General features: G+C 64.6%; 12 protein-coding genes. 8 read left to right on the top strand and 4 right to left on the bottom strand.

Features of this window, described 5'->3' with window-relative positions:
* Positions 1-23 precede the first annotated feature (23 nt).
* The 5 genes from HMI60_RS10925 (at position 24) to HMI60_RS10945 (ending at position 9,605) form a co-directional block, all read left to right on the top strand.
* On the top strand, positions 24-728 hold the full coding sequence (locus tag HMI60_RS10925; protein ID WP_018777412.1) for a hypothetical protein: 705 nt from the start codon (positions 24-26) through the stop codon (positions 726-728).
* Positions 725-5,173, top strand: a complete 4,449-nt coding sequence (locus HMI60_RS10930) for an FtsK/SpoIIIE domain-containing protein (RefSeq protein ID WP_193589646.1) — start codon at positions 725-727, stop codon at positions 5,171-5,173. Before HMI60_RS10925 ends, HMI60_RS10930 begins: the two co-directional genes overlap by 4 nt.
* A 46-nt stretch (positions 5,174-5,219) precedes the next feature.
* Complete coding sequence (ligA, locus tag HMI60_RS10935; protein ID WP_193589647.1) at positions 5,220-7,514, top strand: NAD-dependent DNA ligase LigA; 2,295 nt, start codon at positions 5,220-5,222, stop codon at positions 7,512-7,514.
* Positions 7,511-8,335, top strand: a complete 825-nt coding sequence (locus tag HMI60_RS10940; RefSeq protein WP_193589648.1) for an inositol monophosphatase family protein — start codon at positions 7,511-7,513, stop codon at positions 8,333-8,335. The genes ligA and HMI60_RS10940 overlap by 4 nt, the downstream gene beginning before the upstream one ends.
* A gap of 61 nt (positions 8,336-8,396) precedes the next feature.
* Positions 8,397-9,605, top strand: coding sequence for an AAA family ATPase (locus HMI60_RS10945; RefSeq protein WP_193589649.1), 1,209 nt, complete (start codon positions 8,397-8,399; stop codon positions 9,603-9,605).
* A 36-nt stretch (positions 9,606-9,641) separates the two neighbouring features.
* Here the strand turns inward: HMI60_RS10945 and HMI60_RS10950 are convergent, their stop codons facing one another.
* Positions 9,642-11,009, bottom strand: coding sequence for an LLM class flavin-dependent oxidoreductase (locus HMI60_RS10950; RefSeq protein ID WP_193589650.1), 1,368 nt, complete (start codon positions 11,007-11,009; stop codon positions 9,642-9,644).
* Between the two features lie 297 nt (positions 11,010-11,306).
* On the opposite strand from HMI60_RS10950, the gene HMI60_RS10955 reads away from it, so the two are divergent.
* Together HMI60_RS10955 and HMI60_RS10960 are read left to right on the top strand one after the other, a co-directional pair.
* Positions 11,307-11,819: a GNAT family N-acetyltransferase gene (locus HMI60_RS10955; protein WP_018777418.1), complete on the top strand. Its 513-nt coding sequence runs from the start codon at positions 11,307-11,309 to the stop codon at positions 11,817-11,819.
* A 55-nt stretch (positions 11,820-11,874) separates the two neighbouring features.
* Positions 11,875-12,267, top strand: a complete 393-nt coding sequence (locus tag HMI60_RS10960) for a RidA family protein (RefSeq protein ID WP_018777419.1) — start codon at positions 11,875-11,877, stop codon at positions 12,265-12,267.
* 33 nt (positions 12,268-12,300) lie between these two features.
* Here HMI60_RS10960 and HMI60_RS10965 read toward each other — a convergent pair whose 3' ends face one another.
* Both HMI60_RS10965 and HMI60_RS10970 read right to left on the bottom strand, forming a co-directional pair.
* Positions 12,301-12,960: a response regulator gene (locus tag HMI60_RS10965; protein ID WP_193589651.1), complete on the bottom strand. Its 660-nt coding sequence runs from the start codon at positions 12,958-12,960 to the stop codon at positions 12,301-12,303.
* On the bottom strand, positions 12,953-14,653 hold the full coding sequence (locus tag HMI60_RS10970) for an ATP-binding protein (RefSeq protein ID WP_193589652.1): 1,701 nt from the start codon (positions 14,651-14,653) through the stop codon (positions 12,953-12,955). Before HMI60_RS10970 ends, HMI60_RS10965 begins: the two co-directional genes overlap by 8 nt.
* Positions 14,654-14,851: 198 nt before the next feature.
* Between HMI60_RS10970 and HMI60_RS10975 the strand changes: the two genes are divergently transcribed.
* On the top strand, positions 14,852-16,351 hold the full coding sequence (locus tag HMI60_RS10975) for a CitMHS family transporter (protein ID WP_193589653.1): 1,500 nt from the start codon (positions 14,852-14,854) through the stop codon (positions 16,349-16,351).
* A gap of 66 nt (positions 16,352-16,417) precedes the next feature.
* On the opposite strand, the gene HMI60_RS10980 is transcribed toward HMI60_RS10975, so the two are convergent.
* On the bottom strand, positions 16,418-17,932 hold the full coding sequence (locus HMI60_RS10980; protein ID WP_193589654.1) for an LCP family protein: 1,515 nt from the start codon (positions 17,930-17,932) through the stop codon (positions 16,418-16,420).
* Positions 17,933-17,974: the final 42 nt, after the last annotated feature.

A 17,974-nucleotide genomic window follows, 5' to 3' on the forward strand; every position in this document is an offset into this window, starting at 1 on the left:
TGTCCAGCAAGGAGGCACAGATCATGGGGGATCTAGCAATAGATTTCTGTGGGGAATGGTACGAACCATCCGACGAGGACGTCTTTGACATCGGCCGCGAAGGTGACCTGGAAGTAGACGACAACCCGTACCTGCATCGCCGCTTCCTGCAGATTGCCCGTTACGACGGAATCTGGTGGCTGAGCAACGTTGGCAGCATGCTGTCGGCCACGATCGCGGATGGCTCCGGAGGCATGCAGGCATGGCTGGCACCGGGTGCCAGGATCCCGTTGGTGTTCAGCCACACCAACGTCATTTTCACCGCGGGCCCCACCACCTACGAGTTTGCGGTGCACCTGAAGACGCCGTCTTTCCGGCACGAGGCACGCGAGGAAGACCAAGCCGGGGACACCACCATTGGCCCCGTGGTCTTCACCGATTCACAAAAAGCACTCATCGTGGCCCTCGCCGAGCCGATGCTTCGCCGGGAGGGTACCGGTTTCAGCGCCATACCGTCTTCTGCTGAGGCCGCCAAACGCCTGGGGTGGGCCCTGACCCGTTTCAACCGCAAGCTGGACAATGTGTGCGACAAGCTCGACCGCGTTGGCGTCGTGGGTCTTCGCGGCGGAGCCGGAAAATTGGCCACCAACCGCCGGGCGCGCCTGGTGGAGCATGCCGTGACGTCCCACCTGGTGACGCCGGCTGACCTGCATCTTCTTGAGAAAATGAGTGAGGTCGACGAAGGATGAAGTTCCGCCTGACATTGCGGCGTGACCCTGCGGAAGCAAAGGACCTCGCCGTAACCGTGGACGGCCGCGCCACCGTGGCCGACATCGCCACCGAGCTGTGGGCTGCCGACCCCGCACGCAAGGGCACCGAACCGCCGTCGAACCTGTCTATCAGCGTGGACGAAGCGTTCGTCGGCGGTGGCTTGTCCGGTCATGTCCTCAGGCCCACGGAGAACCTCCTGGAATCGGGCCTTCGCCCGGGTTCCAAGGTTTCGCTGGCGCACGTCAGTGAGGAATTCGCCTCCAACGGCCACGGCACCAACAGGGGCCCAGCCGCGGCGACGTTGCGTGTCATGTCAGGGCCCGACGTCGGACGCGAATTTTCGCTGCCGTTCGGCACCAGCTACATCGGCCGGGACCGGGACGCCGACATCCGGCTCTCCGACCCGCTCACCTCCAAGCGCCATGCGCGCATCACCGTGGGGGAGACGGTGGAGATCGTGGACACGAACTCCGCCAACGGTCTCCTCATGGACGGCCTGCCGGTAACGCGGGCCACGCTCGCATCATCGGACACCGTGACGCTGGGCGACACTACGGTGGGCGTCGTCTCCCTCTCCCGGAACCACGGTGGCGGCCCGTCGTCGCCACTGGTGGATTTCAATCGCTCGCCGCGGGTGCTGCCTCGGTTTGAATCGCCCAAGCGGGTTCCACCAGCTGGTCCCAAACGCCCGGAACACCAGCCGTTCCCGTACATCATGCTGGTTGCTCCGCTGCTGATGGGCGGCGTGCTCTTCGCGGTAACCCAGAACCTCCTATCCGTGCTCTTCATGGCGATGATGCCGCTGTTCATTGTGGGCCACTACGTGGATCACAAGATGCAGGGCAAGCGCCAGGCGAAGGAAGGCCACAAGCAGTTCAAGGCCGCCATGCTGGCATTCCGCGAGGACATCGACAAGCAACAGAACATTGAGCGCGCCGTCCGGCTCCAGGAAGCGCCCTCGGTGAGCGATGCCGTGGACGCGATCTACAAGCTCGGGCCCTTGCTGTGGACCAACCGTCCCGAGCACCAGCACTTCCTGGGCGTCCGTTTCGGTTTGGGCTCCGCGCCTTCGCGCATTCCCTTCGATGAGCCTGCCGCCAACGAGACAGAGCCGCAGTACATGCGCGAAATCCAGGAATGCCTGCAGCAGGTGCGCGTCATCGAGGGCGTGCCGATCGTGTCACAGCTGCGCACTTCCGGTTCCTTCGGCGTTGCGGGGGACCGCAGTGTGGTTGATGACGTAGCCCGGGGTATGGTGCTCCAGTTGGTGGCCCTCCATTCGCCTGCCGAGGTGGTCCTGACCGCTTTGACGTCGCCGCGTTCGCGTGAGCGCTGGGATTGGTTGCAATGGCTCCCGCATGTCGGTTCAGGCCACAGCCCCCTTTCGGGTGACCACCTTGCGGCCGGCCCTGGCGCGGGCGCTGCCCTGTTGTCCCGCCTGGAAAACCTCGTGGAAGAGCGCGAGTCCCTGTCCAAGGAACCGGGCCCCCAGCCGCGTCCGGGCCTCAAGGACGAGAATCAGGAAATCCCGTCTCCCGTAGTGCCCGCCGTGCTGGTGATCGTGGAGGATGACGCTCCCGTGGACCGCGGCCGCCTGACCAGGCTGGTTGAACGGGGTCCGGACTACGGTGTGCACGTCATGTGGGTGGCGGCAAATGTGCAGTCCCTTCCGGCCGCGTGCCGCGACTTCCTGTCCGTCGACGGCGACCACGGCACCACTACGGGCCAGGTCCGCCTGGGCCGGCACACCTACCCGGTGAGCTGTGAAAGCCTCGACGCCGATCTCGCCACGCAACTGGCGCGCATGATGTCGCCGCTGGTGGACGTCGGCAACCCGCTTGAGGACGACTCCGACCTCCCGCGTGCAGTCTCCTACGCCACGTTGATCGGCAAGGAGCTGATGGACAACCCGCAGGCCGTCGCCGAGCGGTGGCAGGAAAACAACTCAGTACACGCCACGGCCGTTCCCAACCGCAAGGACAACGGAAGCCTCCGTGCCCTCGTGGGATCCAAGGGCGTGGAACCGTTCTACCTGGACCTGAAGAACGAGGGCCCGCACGCGCTGGTGGGTGGAACCACCGGTGCCGGCAAGTCCGAGTTCCTGCAGTCATGGGTCATGGGCATGGCGGCCGCGTACAGCCCGGACCGCGTCAGCTTCCTCTTCGTCGACTACAAGGGCGGTGCGGCTTTCGCCGACTGCCTGCACTTGCCCCACACGGTGGGCCTGGTAACGGACTTGTCCCCGCACCTGGTTCGCCGGGCACTGACTTCCTTGCGGGCCGAGCTGCATTACCGGGAACGTCTCCTGAACCGCAAGAAGGCCAAGGACCTGCTGGCGCTGCAGCGCGAGGCCGATCCCGAGGCTCCGCCCTACCTGATCATCATTGTCGATGAGTTCGCGGCCCTCGCCACCGAAGTTCCCGAGTTCGTTGACGGGGTGGTGGATGTGGCAGCCCGTGGACGGTCCCTGGGCCTGCACCTCATCCTTGCTACGCAGCGCCCCGCCGGTGTCATCAAGGACAACCTGCGTGCCAACACCAACCTCCGTGTCGCGCTGCGCATGGCTGACGAAGTGGACGCCGTGGACATTCTGGGCGTCCCCACGGCCGCGTACTTTGATCCGTCCATTCCCGGCCGTGGTGCCGCGAAGACGGGACCGGGGCGCATTCAGGGGTTCCAGACCGGATATGCCGGTGGCTGGACCACCGAGAAACCGCAGCGTCCCAGGATCGACATCGTGGAGATGGCCTTCGGGTCCGGACCTGTGTGGGAGCCGCCGCTGGAAGCCCAGGTGGAAGAAGAACCCGCCGGCCCGAACGACATCGCGCGGATGACGGGAAACATCATCCGGGCAGCCGATGTCCTGTCCATTGCCCCGCCACGGAAACCGTGGCTCAACGAGCTCGCGACAACCTACGATTTCTCCAAGCTCCCCAATCCGCGCACCGATGAGCGGCTCCTGTTGGGCGTTGCCGATGACCCCGCGCACCAGGACCAGCCCACCGTGTTCTACGAACCGGACAAGGACGGCAACATGGCCGTCTACGGTACGGGTGGATCCGGCAAGTCGGCAGCGTTGCGGGGTATCGCGATTGCGGCAGCGGTAACTCCCCGTGGCGGACCGGTACACGTCTATGGGATCGACTGTGGCTCCTCGGGCCTGAAAATGCTCGACGGCCTTCCCCACGTTGGCGAGATCATCAATGGTGACGACGTCGAGCGTGTAGGGCGCCTTTTGCGGTGGCTCAAGGAAGTAGCCGACGACCGGGCAGCGAGGTTCGCCGAAGTCAGGGCCTCCACCATTGTTGAATACCGCCAACTGGCGAACCGGCCGGAGGAGAAGCGCATCTTCATCCTGGTGGACGGTATGTCCTCTTTCCGGGAAAGCTATGAGTACAGCAACCTCTCCGCGCTGTGGGATATCTTCCTGACCCTGGCAACCGATGGCCGTCCCCTGGGCATCCACCTCGTCGTCAGCGGTGACCGCACCAATTCCGTTCCGGCGTCGTTGCTTGCCTCCATCCAGAAGCGACTGGTGCTGCGGCTCAGTTCTGAAGACGACTACATGACCTTGGACGTCCCCAAGGATGTCCTGAACGCTGCCTCACCTCCGGGCCGCGGACTGCTGGACGGCCTCGAAGTCCAGCTCGCCGTGTTGGGCGGCAACTCGAACCTGGCTCTGCAGGCCCGTGAAGTGTCCAAACTGAGCCAGGCAATGGTTCGCCAGGGCCTCGAGCAGGCACCCCAGATCCAGCGCCTACCGGAGCTTGTGGATCTGGATATCCTGCCCATTGGCGCTCCGGACAACCCCGTTATTGGTGTCGACGACGAAACGCTGGGTTCAGCGGCCATCGCCGCCAAGGGCTCGCTCCTGCTGGCAGGCCCTCCCGGCTCGGGCCGGACGGTCGCGCTGGTCACGTTGGCCTACGCCCTGCGGCGCTCCAACCCACGCACCGACCTTATCTACATCGGCTCGCGCCGCTCGGCGGTGGCATCGTTGAACATCTGGAGCCGGTCGCTGGTAGGAGCCGATGAGGTCTCCGACGTCATCGACGACCTCGTTGACAAGGCTTCCGACAACCCGGGCAGCATGGCCATCTTCATTGAGGGCCTGACCGAGTTCACGGACACATTGGCCGAATCCGGGGTTGGCCGGCTGGTCACCGCTGCCATCAAGGCAGACCAATGGGTGGTTGGCGAGTCCGAAACATCCACCTGGTCCCAGGCCTGGTCTTTGGCGCAGCCATTCAAGTCCGGACGCCGGGGCCTCCTGCTCAACCCGGGGGACGTGGAAGGGGACACGCTCCTGAACACTTCCCTGGGCCGCATCAGCAAGGATTTCATCCCGGGCCGCGGGTACATCGTGGGTCGAGGAAAGGTCCGCAAGCTGCAGATTGCCATGCCACCGGAAAACCGCAGCTAGGAGGCCGTTGGGCTTGAATGTCGGTGGCTTGCGGCAAGATAGACCTGTGAGCACACCAGAAACTGCGAATCCGGTAGAAACCACAGGTGACCACTCCCCGGCTGTTGCCGTGGAGGGGGAGGGAACACCGCCCGCGGAGTCCTTGCGGGACGAGCATGAGCAATTGGCAGACCTCGTCCGCAAGTACCGGTATGCGTATTACCAGGAGGACTCGCCCACGGTTTCCGATGCGGAGTTCGACGAACTCTACCGTCGCCTCGAGGAACTCGAAGCTGTCCACCCGGAACTCGTCACCAATGATTCCCCCACCCAGGAAGTGGGCGGGGAAGTCTCCTCGGCGTTCGCTGCCGTGGAACACCTGCAGCGCATGTACAGCTTGGATGACGTCTTCTCCTTGGAAGAACTTGAGGCCTGGGTCCGGAAGGCCGAGGCTTCCGTGGCGAAACTCGGGGAAAGCGTTCCACCCATTGCGTGGCTGACGGAGTTGAAGATCGACGGGCTCGCCGTGAACCTGCTGTACCGGGACGGCAAACTGGTCCGTGCCGCTACACGTGGCGATGGCACCACCGGTGAAGACATCACCCATAACGTGCTCACCATCAAGGAGATCCCGCGGGAACTCAGTGGCTCCGGATTCCCCTCGGAAGTGGAAATCCGTGGGGAGGTGTTCATTCCCTCCAAAGCGTTCGTGGAGTTCAACGAGACACTCGTGGCCGCGGGCAAGGCGCCCCTCGCCAATCCGCGCAACGCCGCGGCCGGTTCATTGCGCCAGAAGGACCCGGCCGAGACAGCCAAGCGACCCCTGAGCATGTACGTGCACGGCATCGGTGCGCGCGAAGGTCTGGAAGCGAAGAGCCAGTCCGGGACCTACAAGCTGCTGGAGCAGTGGGGTCTCCCGGTCAGCCCCTACCTCAAAGTGCTCGGCTCCTTTGAGGAAGTGCTGGAGTTCATCGCCCATTACGGAACGCACCGTCACGACCTTCAGCATGAGATCGACGGCATTGTGGTCAAGATCGACGACTTCGCCACCCAGCGCGCCCTCGGGTACACCTCCCGAGTCCCCAGATGGGCCGCAGCGTACAAGTACCCGCCGGAGGAAGTGCACACCAAGCTCCTGGACATCGCGGTCAACGTTGGGCGCACAGGACGCGTGACTCCTTTCGGATTGATGGAACCCGTGAAAGTGGCCGGCTCCACGGTGGGGATGGCCACCCTGCACAACCAGGATGTGGTCAAAGCCAAGGGCGTCATGATCGGCGACATCGTGATCCTCCGCAAAGCCGGCGATGTCATTCCGGAAATCGTGGGGCCCGTGCTGGCACTGCGCGACAAGCAGGATCCTCCGGTGCGCGAATTCGTGATGCCCACCGAGTGCCCGTCCTGTGGCACTCCGTTGGCACCGGCGAAGGAAAGCGACGTGGACATCCGTTGCCCCAACGCCAAGTCCTGCCCTTCCCAACTCCGTGAGCGCGTGTTCCACCTGGCCGGCCGCGGTGCTTTCGACATCGAAGCCCTGGGCTGGGAAGCCGCCATCGCACTCACCCAGCCGGCAGAGCCCGAGACCCCGCCCCTGACGAGCGAGGCCGGCTTGTTCAGCCTGACCCGTGAAGCCCTGGCGGACGTGAAGATCCGTCGTGAAAAGCGTTCCAAGGGTGTGGGAACCGGTGAATACGAGCTCGTTCCGTACTTCTACACCAAGGGAACAGCCAAGTCGCCGTCGAAGCCCACAGCCACCACGGAGAAGCTCTTCGTTGAGCTGGAGAAGGCCAAGAAGCAGCCACTGTGGCGCGTGCTGGTGGCTCTGTCCATCAGGCACGTAGGTCCTACGGCATCCCGGGCCCTGGCCACCGCCTTTGGCAGCATGGACGCCATCCGCAGCGCCACTGAGGAGCAGATTGCCCATGTTGACGGCGTAGGCCCTACCATCGCGGCGGCACTGAAGGAATGGTTCGCTGTGGACTGGCACAACGACATCGTGGACAGCTGGGCTGCAGCCGGAGTGCGGATGGAGGACGAGCGGGATACCTCAATGCCGCGGACCCTTGAGGGACTCACTGTCGTCGTCACCGGAACCCTGCCCAATTTCAGCCGGGATGAGGCCAAGGAAGCCATCATTATCCGCGGCGGCAAGGCCTCCGGATCCGTTTCCAAGAACACCAGCTACCTGGTGGCCGGCGAGAGTGCCGGCACCAAACTGGACAAGGCCGAGCAACTGGGTATTCCGGTGTTGGATGAGGACGGATTCCGTGAGCTGCTGGCCAACGGACCGGCCAAGACCGAAGCAGAGCCCGAAGCCGAAGCAGACCCTGAAGCCACAGCGGCGGAGGCTGAAACAGAATGACGGACACCACAGAGTTACTGGCCGTTGCCAGGCGCGCCGCAGCCGCAGGGGCTGCCGTGCTGGCCGGGCGCTCGGTCAGCGGTACGGCAGGCCACGGCCTGGAAACCACCAACAAGGGCGAGGCCGGCGACTGGGTCACCGCCTTCGACGTGGCGGCGGAGAATGCGGTCCGCGAGGCGATCCTGTCCGAACGGCCGGATGACACCATCACGGGGGAGGAGCACGGAACCACGCGTCCCGCGGAGCCTTCCCGCTACCGATGGTCCATCGACCCGCTGGACGGGACCACCAACTTCATCCGGAACATTGTCTACTACGCCACCTCGGTTGCCGTGGCGGATTCCGACGGCGTATGGCTGGCCGGCGTCGTTCACGCACCTGCCTTGGGACGCGTGTACTCAGCAGCCCGGGGCCAGGGAGCGCAACTGGAAACCGGAGGGCAAACCATCTCCTTGTCGGGGCCCGTGCCGGGCCGGACAGGGCTGATCCTGGCCACCGGTTTCAGCTACGATCCCCTGACCAGGGCCGATCAGTCGGCAGGTCTGGCTGAGCTCATGGAGGGGTTCGCGGATGTGCGCCGCTTGGGCTCCGCGGCGTTGGATCTTTGCCTGGTGGCAGACGGGACCTTCGATGCCTACGGTGAGCGTGGCTTGAACGAACACGACTTTGCTGCGGGTGCGTTGATCGCAGAAGAAGCGGGGTGCTGGGTTCGCCGGCCCAGACTGAGGAGTCCGCTGGATGGAGGGCCCAGCACGGAGGATCGCCTGGCGGCGTGGATGTGTGCCGGTGCCTTGGAACTTTCCGGCAAATTCCCCTTGTGACGGGATTTCGCTGTGACCCGGGTTTCCCTGTGATCCGACTTCCCCGGAGGAAAACCGTCCCGTGATCAAGACACTCGCCATCGCCAACTACCGCTCCATCCGGGATCTGGCCATCGAGCTTCACGGCCTGGATGTCGTGACCGGGGCCAACGGCAGCGGCAAGTCGTCGCTGTACCGGGCCCTGCGGTTGTTGGCCGAATGCGCCGGGGGAGACTCCGGAAACGTGGTGGGCTCCCTGGCCAGGGACGGCGGTTTGTCATCGACGCTCTGGGCAGGGCCGGAGAACATCAGCGACGCCATGCGCCGGGGTGAAGTTCCCGTCCAAGGCACTGTCCGCCGGGAGTCCGTGAACCTGAAACTGGGCTATTCCGGGGACGAATTCGGCTATCTGGTGGATCTTGGCATGCCGGTGCCCGGCGGCGTCGGATTTGACCAGGAAACCGGCCGCCCGAGGCCTTCGGCGTTCGGACTCGATCCCGAAATCAAGCGGGAGCAGATATTCTCAGGGCCGGTCGCCAGACCTGGCTCCTTGTTGGTGGACCGTAAAGGAAGCCTGGCCAGGCTCCGTGACGCCGAGGGCCAATGGACCGAGCTGTCGCGCCGCCTGGATACCTTCCAAAGCATGCTCACGGAAGTGTCGGACCAGGACCGGGCACCGGAGGTACTGCGGGTACGGGACTCGGTCCGTTCATGGCGCTTCTATGATCATTTCCGGACCGACACGGACGCACCGGCCCGACAAGCCCAGATCGGGACCCGCACCCCTGTGCTGCATCCCAGCGGCAGGGACCTCGCGGCCGCGCTCCAGACCCTCCGCGAGGTGGGTTTCGAGCAGAAACTGGACGCCGCCGTGCACCATGCCTTTCCCGGAAGCCGGCTGGAGATTGCGGTCAATGACGGCAGGTTCAGTGTGGAGCTGAAACAGCCCGGAATGCTCCGGCCCATGAAAGCCGCGGAGCTCTCCGACGGAACCCTGCGTTTCCTTCTGCTCACTGCCGCTTTGCTGACTCCCCGGCCTCCGGAACTCATGGTGCTCAATGAACCGGAGACCAGTCTCCACGTTGACCTGATGCCGGCGCTGGCCGGACTGATTGTCCAGGCCAGCGCCTACAGCCAGGTGATCGTGGTGACGCACTCCGAAGCCCTGCTCACGGCACTCCGGGCCAGCGGGTCGGCACACGAGCACGATCTCTACAAGGACAAGGGCGAGACCAGGATCAAGGGCCTCGGCGCGCTTGAGGGCCCATCGTGGAGCTGGCCAAAGCGGTGATCACCGCAGCGGATGGACTGGACTAGATGGACTGGACTAGAAGGCCGAACCGATGGAGGTCAGCTCCTGCGCTGCCGTTCCGGCGTAGCGGTTGACGGGCCGTTCCAGACCGTAATGTCCGCGCAGCGTGGAGGCCGTGTACTCGGTGCGGAACAGACCGCGCTCCTGCAGGATCGGGACCACCTGGTCAACAAAAACTTCCAGGCCGGAAGGCAGGACCGGAGGCATGATGTTGAAACCGTCAGCCGCGCCGGCATGGAACCACTCCTGGATGGCATCCGCAACCTGTTCCGGCGTGCCGGTGAACGTCCTGTGGCCCCGGCCGCCACCGAGCCGGGCAATCAACTGCCTGACGGTCAGTTGCTCCCGGCGGGCCAGTTCGACGATCAGTGTGTACCGGCTCTTGGCTCCTTCGATGTCGTCCTCCGACGGCAGGTCGGCCGGCAGTGGCCGGTCCAAGGGAAGGTCCTCGGGTGAAAGCCGCAGTGTCCGGGCAAGCTGCTCGCGCGCGTACTCGGGCTTGATCAGGTGATCAAGCTCCCGCTCCAGCTTGAGGGCCTCGGCTTCGGTGGAACCGATCACCGGGACGATGCCGGGCAGGATCTTGATCCCCTCCGGATCGCGTCCCGCAGCCGCGGTGCGTGCCTTCAAGTCCGAGTAGAAGTCCTGGGCATCTGCCAGCGTCTGATGTGCTGTGAAGACGGCTTCGGCATACTGCGCCGCCAGGTTCTTTCCGTTTTCGGAGGATCCTGCCTGGACAATCAGTGGGTGCCCCTGCGGTGACCGGGGGACGTTAAGGGGTCCACGGACCCGGAAGTGCTTGCCTTCGTGGTCAATGACGCGGATCTTCTTATCGTCGCCCCACACTCCGTCGGCCTTGTCGGCAAGAATGGCGTCGTCGTCCCAGCTGTCCCAGAGCTTTTGCGCCACTTCGATGAACTCGGCTGCCCGTTCGTAGCGGACTGCGTGTGCGGGCTGGTCGTCCACTCCGAAGTTCCGTGCCGCGTCAGGGCCGGCCGTGGTCACCACGTTCCACCCTGCGCGTCCGCCGCTGACCCAGTCCACGGAGGCGAAACGGCGTGCGAGGTTAAAGGGGTCGTTGTAGGTGGTGGAGGCTGTAGCGATGAGGCCGATCTTTTCCGTGGCCGTGGCGATGGCTGTCAGGAGCACTGTCGGTTCGAGTTTTCCGGCCGGCCGCCGGCCTACCTCGCCGAAGAGGACGGGCGAGTCGGCGAAGAAGATGGAGTCCAGCTTCCCCCGTTCCGCGGTACGGGCAAGGTGCTGGTAGTGCTCTATTTTGGTCGAGGCAAAGGGGTCGCTTTCCGGAAGGCGCCATGAGGCCTCATGGTGTCCGGTGCTCATGAGGAAGGCGTTGAGGTGCAGTTGGCGGTCTGGCGGGGTCATGGTTTCTCCTCGGTTCAGGACGGTGTGGGGGCGGGTGTGTGGCAACATAAGCACGTCCGCGAAGAGCACCGCCAGCAGCCCGACATGTGCCCGCAACAGCGCGAAACCGGGGTTCACCGGGCGCAACGGAACGGCATTGAACGCCACGGGAGGCAACAGAAAGGCGCTGCGGGCGGTTCCGCCACACGGCTGCGCAAGCCGGCCATCCGGCGTCGTGCTGTGACCAGAGGTGATAGTTCCATCACGGAAAGCCGCCTTTGGTGACCTGGATGGGTGGGGCGCGACTACCATTGGTAGGTGCTTTCGCCGATTACCGTCCGTCCCGCCCTGCCCGAAGACTACGACGCCGTTGCCCGGATTACGCAGGACTCCTACGTCACCGCGGGGTACTACGGCGATGCCGACCACCCGTACCTGCAGAAGCTTCAGGACGTGGCCGGCCGCGCAGAGCACGCAGATATCCTGGTGGCTGAGCGCAACGGCGAGGTCATCGGCTCCGTCACGGCTGCTCCGGCCGGTGGGGGCTTCTCGGACATCGGCCTTGAGGACGAGTTGGAACTGCGCACCCTTGTGGTGGATCCGGCTGTCCAGCGCTCCGGCGCGGGGCGCGCCTTGGTACAGGCCGTCGTCGACCAAGCCAAAGCCATGGACGGTATCAACGCCGTGTCCTTGACCACGGGCGCCACCTGGGAAAGCGCCAACGCGTTGTACGCCCGCACCGGCTTTGGCCGCGCACCGCATCGCGACTGGTTCGTGCCCGGCACCGACATAAAACTGTTCGTTTACAGGCTCGAGCTCGGGCAGTCATAAAGTTTCCTTCGAAGCGCCGGTCACCGGGCCGGGCGCAACGACAGGAAGGCGCGGCATGCGCAAGACATTCGGTACGGGTTCGGTCTGGGAGCAGACCCTTGGCTACTCCCGCGCAGTCCAGGTGGACAACACCCTCTTCATTTCGGCGACGGCTGCCAGCGGGACCGTGGACGGCAAACCGGCGATTGTGGGCGACGGCTTCTACTCCCAGACCAAGTACATCCTCGAAAAGCTGGGGACGGTCCTGGAAGACGCCGGTTTCTCCTACGAAGACGTGGTGCAGTCCAAGCTGTACCTGACGGACATCAGCAAGTGGGAAGATGCCGGCCGCGCGCACGGCGAGGTCTTCGGCGAGATCCGCCCGACGCTCTCACTGGTCCACGTACTGCCGTTCCTGGATCCGGAAATGCTCGTGGAGATCGAGCTGGTGGCTCAGAAGTCCGCGTAGCAGCGCGGCAAACCGGTTTTGTGGGCTGCCGGGTCAGCCCGGAATGCCGTAGCGGTGTTCCGGGCGGCCGGTGGTTCCGTAGCGCAGTTGGATCTCGACGGCGCCGTCGTCCGCGAGCGAGGACAGGTACCTTTGCGCTGTGGCCCGGGAAACGCCAACCCGTTCCGCGACCTCCGCGGCGGAATACTGTTCGTCGGGGAGCAGGGATTCCAGGACTGCAGCCTCGGTGGCGGACCGCGGTTTAGCAGCAGGAGCGACGTCGCCGGGAATCAGGGAACGCTTGGCCCGCTCAATGGTGGTCTGGTCGATGGCGGTCTGCTGTCCCAGGATCCGGCGATAGCGGGCATAGGACCTGAGCTGCTGCGATAAGGACTCTGCAGTAAATGGCTTGAGCAGGTACCCCAAAGCGCCCCTGCGGAAGGCCACTTTGATGGACTGGGCATCAGAAGCGGCGGTGAGCATCACGGCGTCCACGTCCAGTTGGCCCAGGAGATCCAGCCCGGATCCGTCGGGCAGGTAGACATCCAGCAGCACTAGGTCCGGCCGCAGGCTGTGGATCGCCTGGAGTGCCTGGGATACAGATCCGGCCGGAGCCAGGGCCATGAAACCCGCCACTGAATCCACGTATGCAGCGTGGAGCCGTGCCACGTGGAAGTCGTCATCCACGATCAGCACCCTCAGGTCCTCAGCCACCGTTGTCCTCCCTCATCGTTGAGACGGATCCGGTGGTTCCGGATCCGGCGCCGTCCATCACTCCGGGGATGGTGGCCATGAACACTGCACCGGGCCCTCCTGCGGTTCCCGGTTCCAGGACGCGGACATCGCCGCCGCGCCGACGCGCCAGCTGCCGTACCAGCGCAAGCCCCAAACCCTGTCCGGCCCCCGGACGTGACGGTTGCTCCGCCGTCGTGAAGCCCTCCGCGAAAACCTCTTCGGGTTCCAGGCCACCCAAGCCGTCGCCGGAGTCCGCCACCACGATGTGCAGCGCGCCGCCGCCGGGGCTTTGCTCGTCCAGCAGTTCTATGTCCACCCAGCGCTCCGCGGCAGACCCGGCGACGGCGGCGCTCACTGCGTTGTCGATCAGGTTGCCGAGCACGGTGGTGACGTCCTGGGGGTCGGCCACGTGCCCGCGCACCAGGGTTTCAGGGCCGATCCGCAGGGCGACGCCGCGTTCGGAAGCTTCCACGCCCTTGGCGCCGACGAAGGCCTGGAGGTAGGGATCCTGCAACAGTTCGGCTTGCTCCACCGGGAATTTCAACGGACCGGTGGCTGAGATCCTGGCCAGGTACTCCTTGGCGGAGTCGTACTGGCCGATGCTCATGAATCCGGCGATGGTGTGCAGCTGGTTGGCGAATTCGTGGCGCTGGGCACGGAGCGCGGCGGACATGGTGCCCACAGCATCCAGCTGCCGGGTCAGCTGCTGCAATTCGGTGCGGTCGCGCAGCATGACCACCCAGCCGAGGTCTTCCTTCCGGTGCCACGCCTTGCGTGCGCTTGCCACGAGGACCCGTTCGCCGGCCACGATTTCAACGGCTTCGGCGTCCCGCGCTGCCGGCCGCGTGAGCTGCTTGAGTTGTTCCGGGACGTTGGCCGAGGTCCAGTGCTGGCCGGTCGCATCAGGGATGTCCAGGAGCCTGGCAGCGGCTGCATTGAACACCGAGATCCGGCCGTCGGCCGCGATGCCGATCACGCCATCATCCACGCCCTGGAGCACAGCAACCTGGTCATGGACCAGGGTGCTGATCTCTTCAGGTTCCAAGCCGAGAGTGAGCCGCTGGAGCCGGCGGCGGAGCAGGAACGAGGCAAGGACACCGGCGAGCAGGGCGCCGCCGGCGGTGAGGGCGATGGGCGCGATGTCCCGCACCAGGCTCTTTGTCAGGGATTCCACGGAGTATCCCACGCTGACTTCGCCCACGATTGTGCCCGGGGCGTCGGGGGAGTAGACGGGCACTTTGGCACCGGCGGAAGGCCCCAGTGTGCCGGTATTGCGTGTGGTGATTTCTTCGCCGGCGAGGGCCACTGAGGGATCGGTGCTGACCCGTTCACCGAGGCGTGCGGTGTCCGGGTGCGCGAGCCGCAGCCCGGTTTCGTCCGTGATGACGACGAACAGCGCGCCGGTCCGGACCCTGGCTGCTTCCGCCGCGTTCTGGAGGGGGCCGGCGGCGAGGACGTCGGGCGGCGGGGTGCCCTCTTCTTTGCTGATGGTCTGGACGTCCGCGCGGATGTCGGGATCGGCGGCAACTGTCCTTGCCAGGGTCAGGGCCTGGTTTTCTGCTTCGTCACCGATCCGTTCATACACCAGCCAAGCGTGGACGATGCCGCTGAGCAGGACTACCAGCAGTACCACCCCGAGCTGGAGGAGGAGGGTCTGGGTGGAAAAGCGCATGCTGGTTCTGTTGTCGCGGGGCACCGTCACTCCTTTCCTCCAGATCCATTGAAGCATTGAGCATAATGCGCAAAACGTTCGCAACGAGCAGTATTCCCAACAATTCCCGGAAACCCCTGTCAGTGACGGACGCCACCCTAATGTCTGTAGTGCGCATCACACCGACGTGGCGCCATTCACAGTAGTAAGGAGCCGGCCGTGCTGGTTTTGCTTGGATTCGCAATGATTGCGGTATTCATGGTCCTGATCATGACCAAAAAATTGACGCCCGTCCTGGCGCTGATCATCGTCCCCACCGTCTTCGGCCTTTTCGCCGGGGCAGGCCTCGGTATCGGTCCCATGGTCATGGATTCCATGAAGTCCATGACGTCCACGGCGGCGCTGCTGATGTTCGCCATCATCTACTTCGGCCTCATGATCGACGTCGGACTCTTTGACCCCCTGGTGAAGTTCATCCTCCGCAAGCTGGGCAACGACCCCGCCAAGGTTGTCCTCGGCACCGCCATCCTGGCCGCCGCAGTGTCCCTCGATGGGGACGGCTCCACCACCTTCATCCTTACTACCGCCGCCATGCTCCCCGTGTACCTGCGCCTCAAGATGAGCCCCGTGGTCCTGACCTGTGTGGCAGGCCTGGCCAACGGCACCATGAACATCCTGCCTTGGGGCGGCCCCACCGCACGGGCTGCCACAGCCCTGAAGCTCGACGTCAACGACGTCTTCGTCCCCATGGTCCCGTCCCTGATCGTCGGCCTGATCGTCGTGCTGGTCTTCTCCTGGCTGCTCGGTCTGCAGGAACGCAACCGCCTCCGCACCACTGCTCCCGAAATCTGGGGCGACGTCGCTGATCCGTCCGAAGCGTTCGACGGCGGCACTTCACGCGGTGGCGCACTCGCCGCAGCTTCCGGCACGGGCTCCGGATCGGGTTCGGTCAAGGGCCGCTTCGGGTTCGGCCGCACCTCAGGCAAGCCGGGCACCGGCGGAGGTTCCGGCGTCGCCGTTCTTGAACGTCCCGAAACCCTGGTGGACGACCACGACACCGCCATGGCCGACACGGCCCTGGACCCCAACCGCACCACGCTGCGTCCCAAGCTGTTCTGGTTCAACCTGGGCCTCACGGTTGCCGTCATGGTGACCCTGGTTGCCAACATCGTTCCGCTGCCCTTCGTCTTCATGGTCGGCTCAGCCATCGCCCTGCTGGTGAACTTCCCCAAGGTCAAGGACCAGGGAGCGCAGCTGATTGCGCACGCGCCGTCAATCGTCGCCGTGGTCAGCATGGTCATGGCAGCCGCTGTCCTGACCGGCGTGCTGAACGGCACGGGCATGGTCAAGGCAATGTCCGAATGGCTGGTCCAGATCATCCCCGCGGACATGGGCCCGTTCATGGCAGTCATCACCGGCCTGCTGAGCATCCCGATGACCTTCTTCATGAGCAACGACGCCTTCTACTTCGGAGTCCTGCCGGTCCTGAGCGAAACCGCAGCCCACTACGGAGTGGGCGCCGCCGACATGGCGCGTGCTTCCATCACGGGCCAGCCGTTCCACCTGCAGAGCCCCCTGGTTCCGGCCATCCTCCTGCTGGTATCACTGGCCAAGGTCGACCTGGGCGACCACCACAAGAAGGTGCTCTGGCGCACCGCTGTCATCTCGATCGTCATGCTGGCCGTAGGTGTCCTGACCGGAGCGATCGGCATCGGCTGACCGCCCGCAGGCGCCGCGAGCTTCGACTACAAGCTGCGGCACCGCCGAATACGCCGCTGTAAATGATCAGCCTGCCGGGTTTGTTGCCTGGCAGGTCTGGTCATTTGCCGTTTGGCTCGGAATGCTTCCCTCCGCCGGGGCCGGGACCGGCTTGTCGCCCGAGGCAAAGTCCTCGCCTGCGTAGAGCTGGACGCCCTCAATGCCGGCGGCCTGCTGGACGCTGGTAGCCGGAAGTCCGAACATGGCGGCGATGTCGGTTGCGACGTCGTCGAAACCGGCCTGGTAGTAAATCATCGTTTGGGTTTGTGGCTGGGCCTGCATCCGGGTTGTCTTGGTGTAGCCGGCGGCGGCCAGCGTCGCGGCGATGGCATTGCTCCGGCCCGTCACGGAAGTGCCGTTGGCGACGGAAACCGGCTGGAGTGCTTTGTCGAAGGAAGGTTTGGCGGGCGGGCTGGAAGGCTCAGCCGTAGGGGCCGCACCCTGGCTGAGGTCGGCGCTCTGCCGGAGGGCGGAGAAAAGTTGCGACGCCGCCGGCTCCGCCAAGGCCAGCCGGTTGGGGTCGGACGGCGCGGGGACAGTAGGTACGGTGATGAAGTTGACCTTTGCGGGGTCGATGTTCTTGAGCCGGTCCGCGATGGTCAGCAGTGCCGGAACGGAGGACAAACCGGTGTCCACTGTGAGGTTGCTGGTCATCGTGTCAGCGATATCCAGCACTTTTTGCGGGTTGGTCAGTGTGCCTTCGGATTTGAGCTTGCGCACCAGCGAGCCAAGGAAGGCCTGCTGGGCCTGGATGCGGCCCAAGTCCCCGCCGTCGGCGAAAGCATGCCGGGTGCGCAGGAACGCCAAGGCCTGGTCGCCTTCCACCTGGGAGGTTCCCTTGGGAAGCCGGAGGCCGGAATCGGGATCGTAGACATCCGAGTTGACGCATACATCCACGCCTCCCACCTTGGTGGAGAGTTCCTTGACGGCATTGAAGTCCGCCATCATGAAGTGGTCGATTTCCAGGCCCGTTAGTTTGTTGACGGTATCCACGGCGCAGCCAATGCCGGCTTCGGCCATGGCGCTGTTGATCATCGCGTCCTCACGGGCAGCATGCTGCTGCTTGGTGGCCTGGTCCTGGCATTCAGGAACATCCACCATGAGGTCGCGGGGAAAGCTGATGACATTGACGTTGTTGTTGTCTGCCGAAATATCCACCAGCATCATGACGTCCGATTGACCGTAGCCCGAAGACTGGTCCGCCGTACCGTACTGGCTGTTCTTGCCGCTGCGGGTGTCGCTGCCCAGGACCAGGATCTGGAGCCGGTCCTTGCGGTCATCAACCGGGCCCTCGGTGCGGGCGCCTCCGGCTCCCAGCGCACTCGTGGAGATGTTGGACTGCAACCGCCACAACCAATAGCCGCCGAAGCACAGCACACCGAGGAGGACTGCGGCTATCACCAGGACGCCGAGCCGCAGCCAGCGGCGACGTTTACGGGTGGGCGAACCGAGGCTGCCGTCAACCAGGTTTCCCTGCCCGGGGTAGGCAGCAAGAGCTGGGTCGGAGCGGTTGGGGTCGGGACTTTCGTGACGACCTTGCACAGGGCCGGCCTTTCCTTGGGGGTCAGAAGCGGCTCATATTAC

The sequence above is a fragment of the Paenarthrobacter sp. YJN-D genome, assembly GCF_015040335.1.
Classification (GTDB): Bacteria; Actinomycetota; Actinomycetes; order Actinomycetales; family Micrococcaceae; genus Arthrobacter; species Arthrobacter nicotinovorans.

Bases quoted from the DNA above. Each gene is read 5' to 3' on its own strand.
- HMI60_RS10925 (WP_018777412.1), top strand. From the start codon at position 24: ATGGGGGATCTAGCAATAGATTTCTGTGGGGAATGGTACGAACCATCC.
- HMI60_RS10930 (WP_193589646.1), top strand. From the start codon at position 725: ATGAAGTTCCGCCTGACATTGCGGCGTGACCCTGCGGAAGCAAAGGAC.
- HMI60_RS10940 (WP_193589648.1), top strand. From the start codon at position 7,511: ATGACGGACACCACAGAGTTACTGGCCGTTGCCAGGCGCGCCGCAGCC.
- HMI60_RS10950 (WP_193589650.1), bottom strand. From the start codon at position 11,009: ATGACCCCGCCAGACCGCCAACTGCACCTCAACGCCTTCCTCATGAGC.
- HMI60_RS10960 (WP_018777419.1), top strand. From the start codon at position 11,875: ATGCGCAAGACATTCGGTACGGGTTCGGTCTGGGAGCAGACCCTTGGC.
- HMI60_RS10970 (WP_193589652.1), bottom strand. From the start codon at position 14,653: ATGCGCTTTTCCACCCAGACCCTCCTCCTCCAGCTCGGGGTGGTACTG.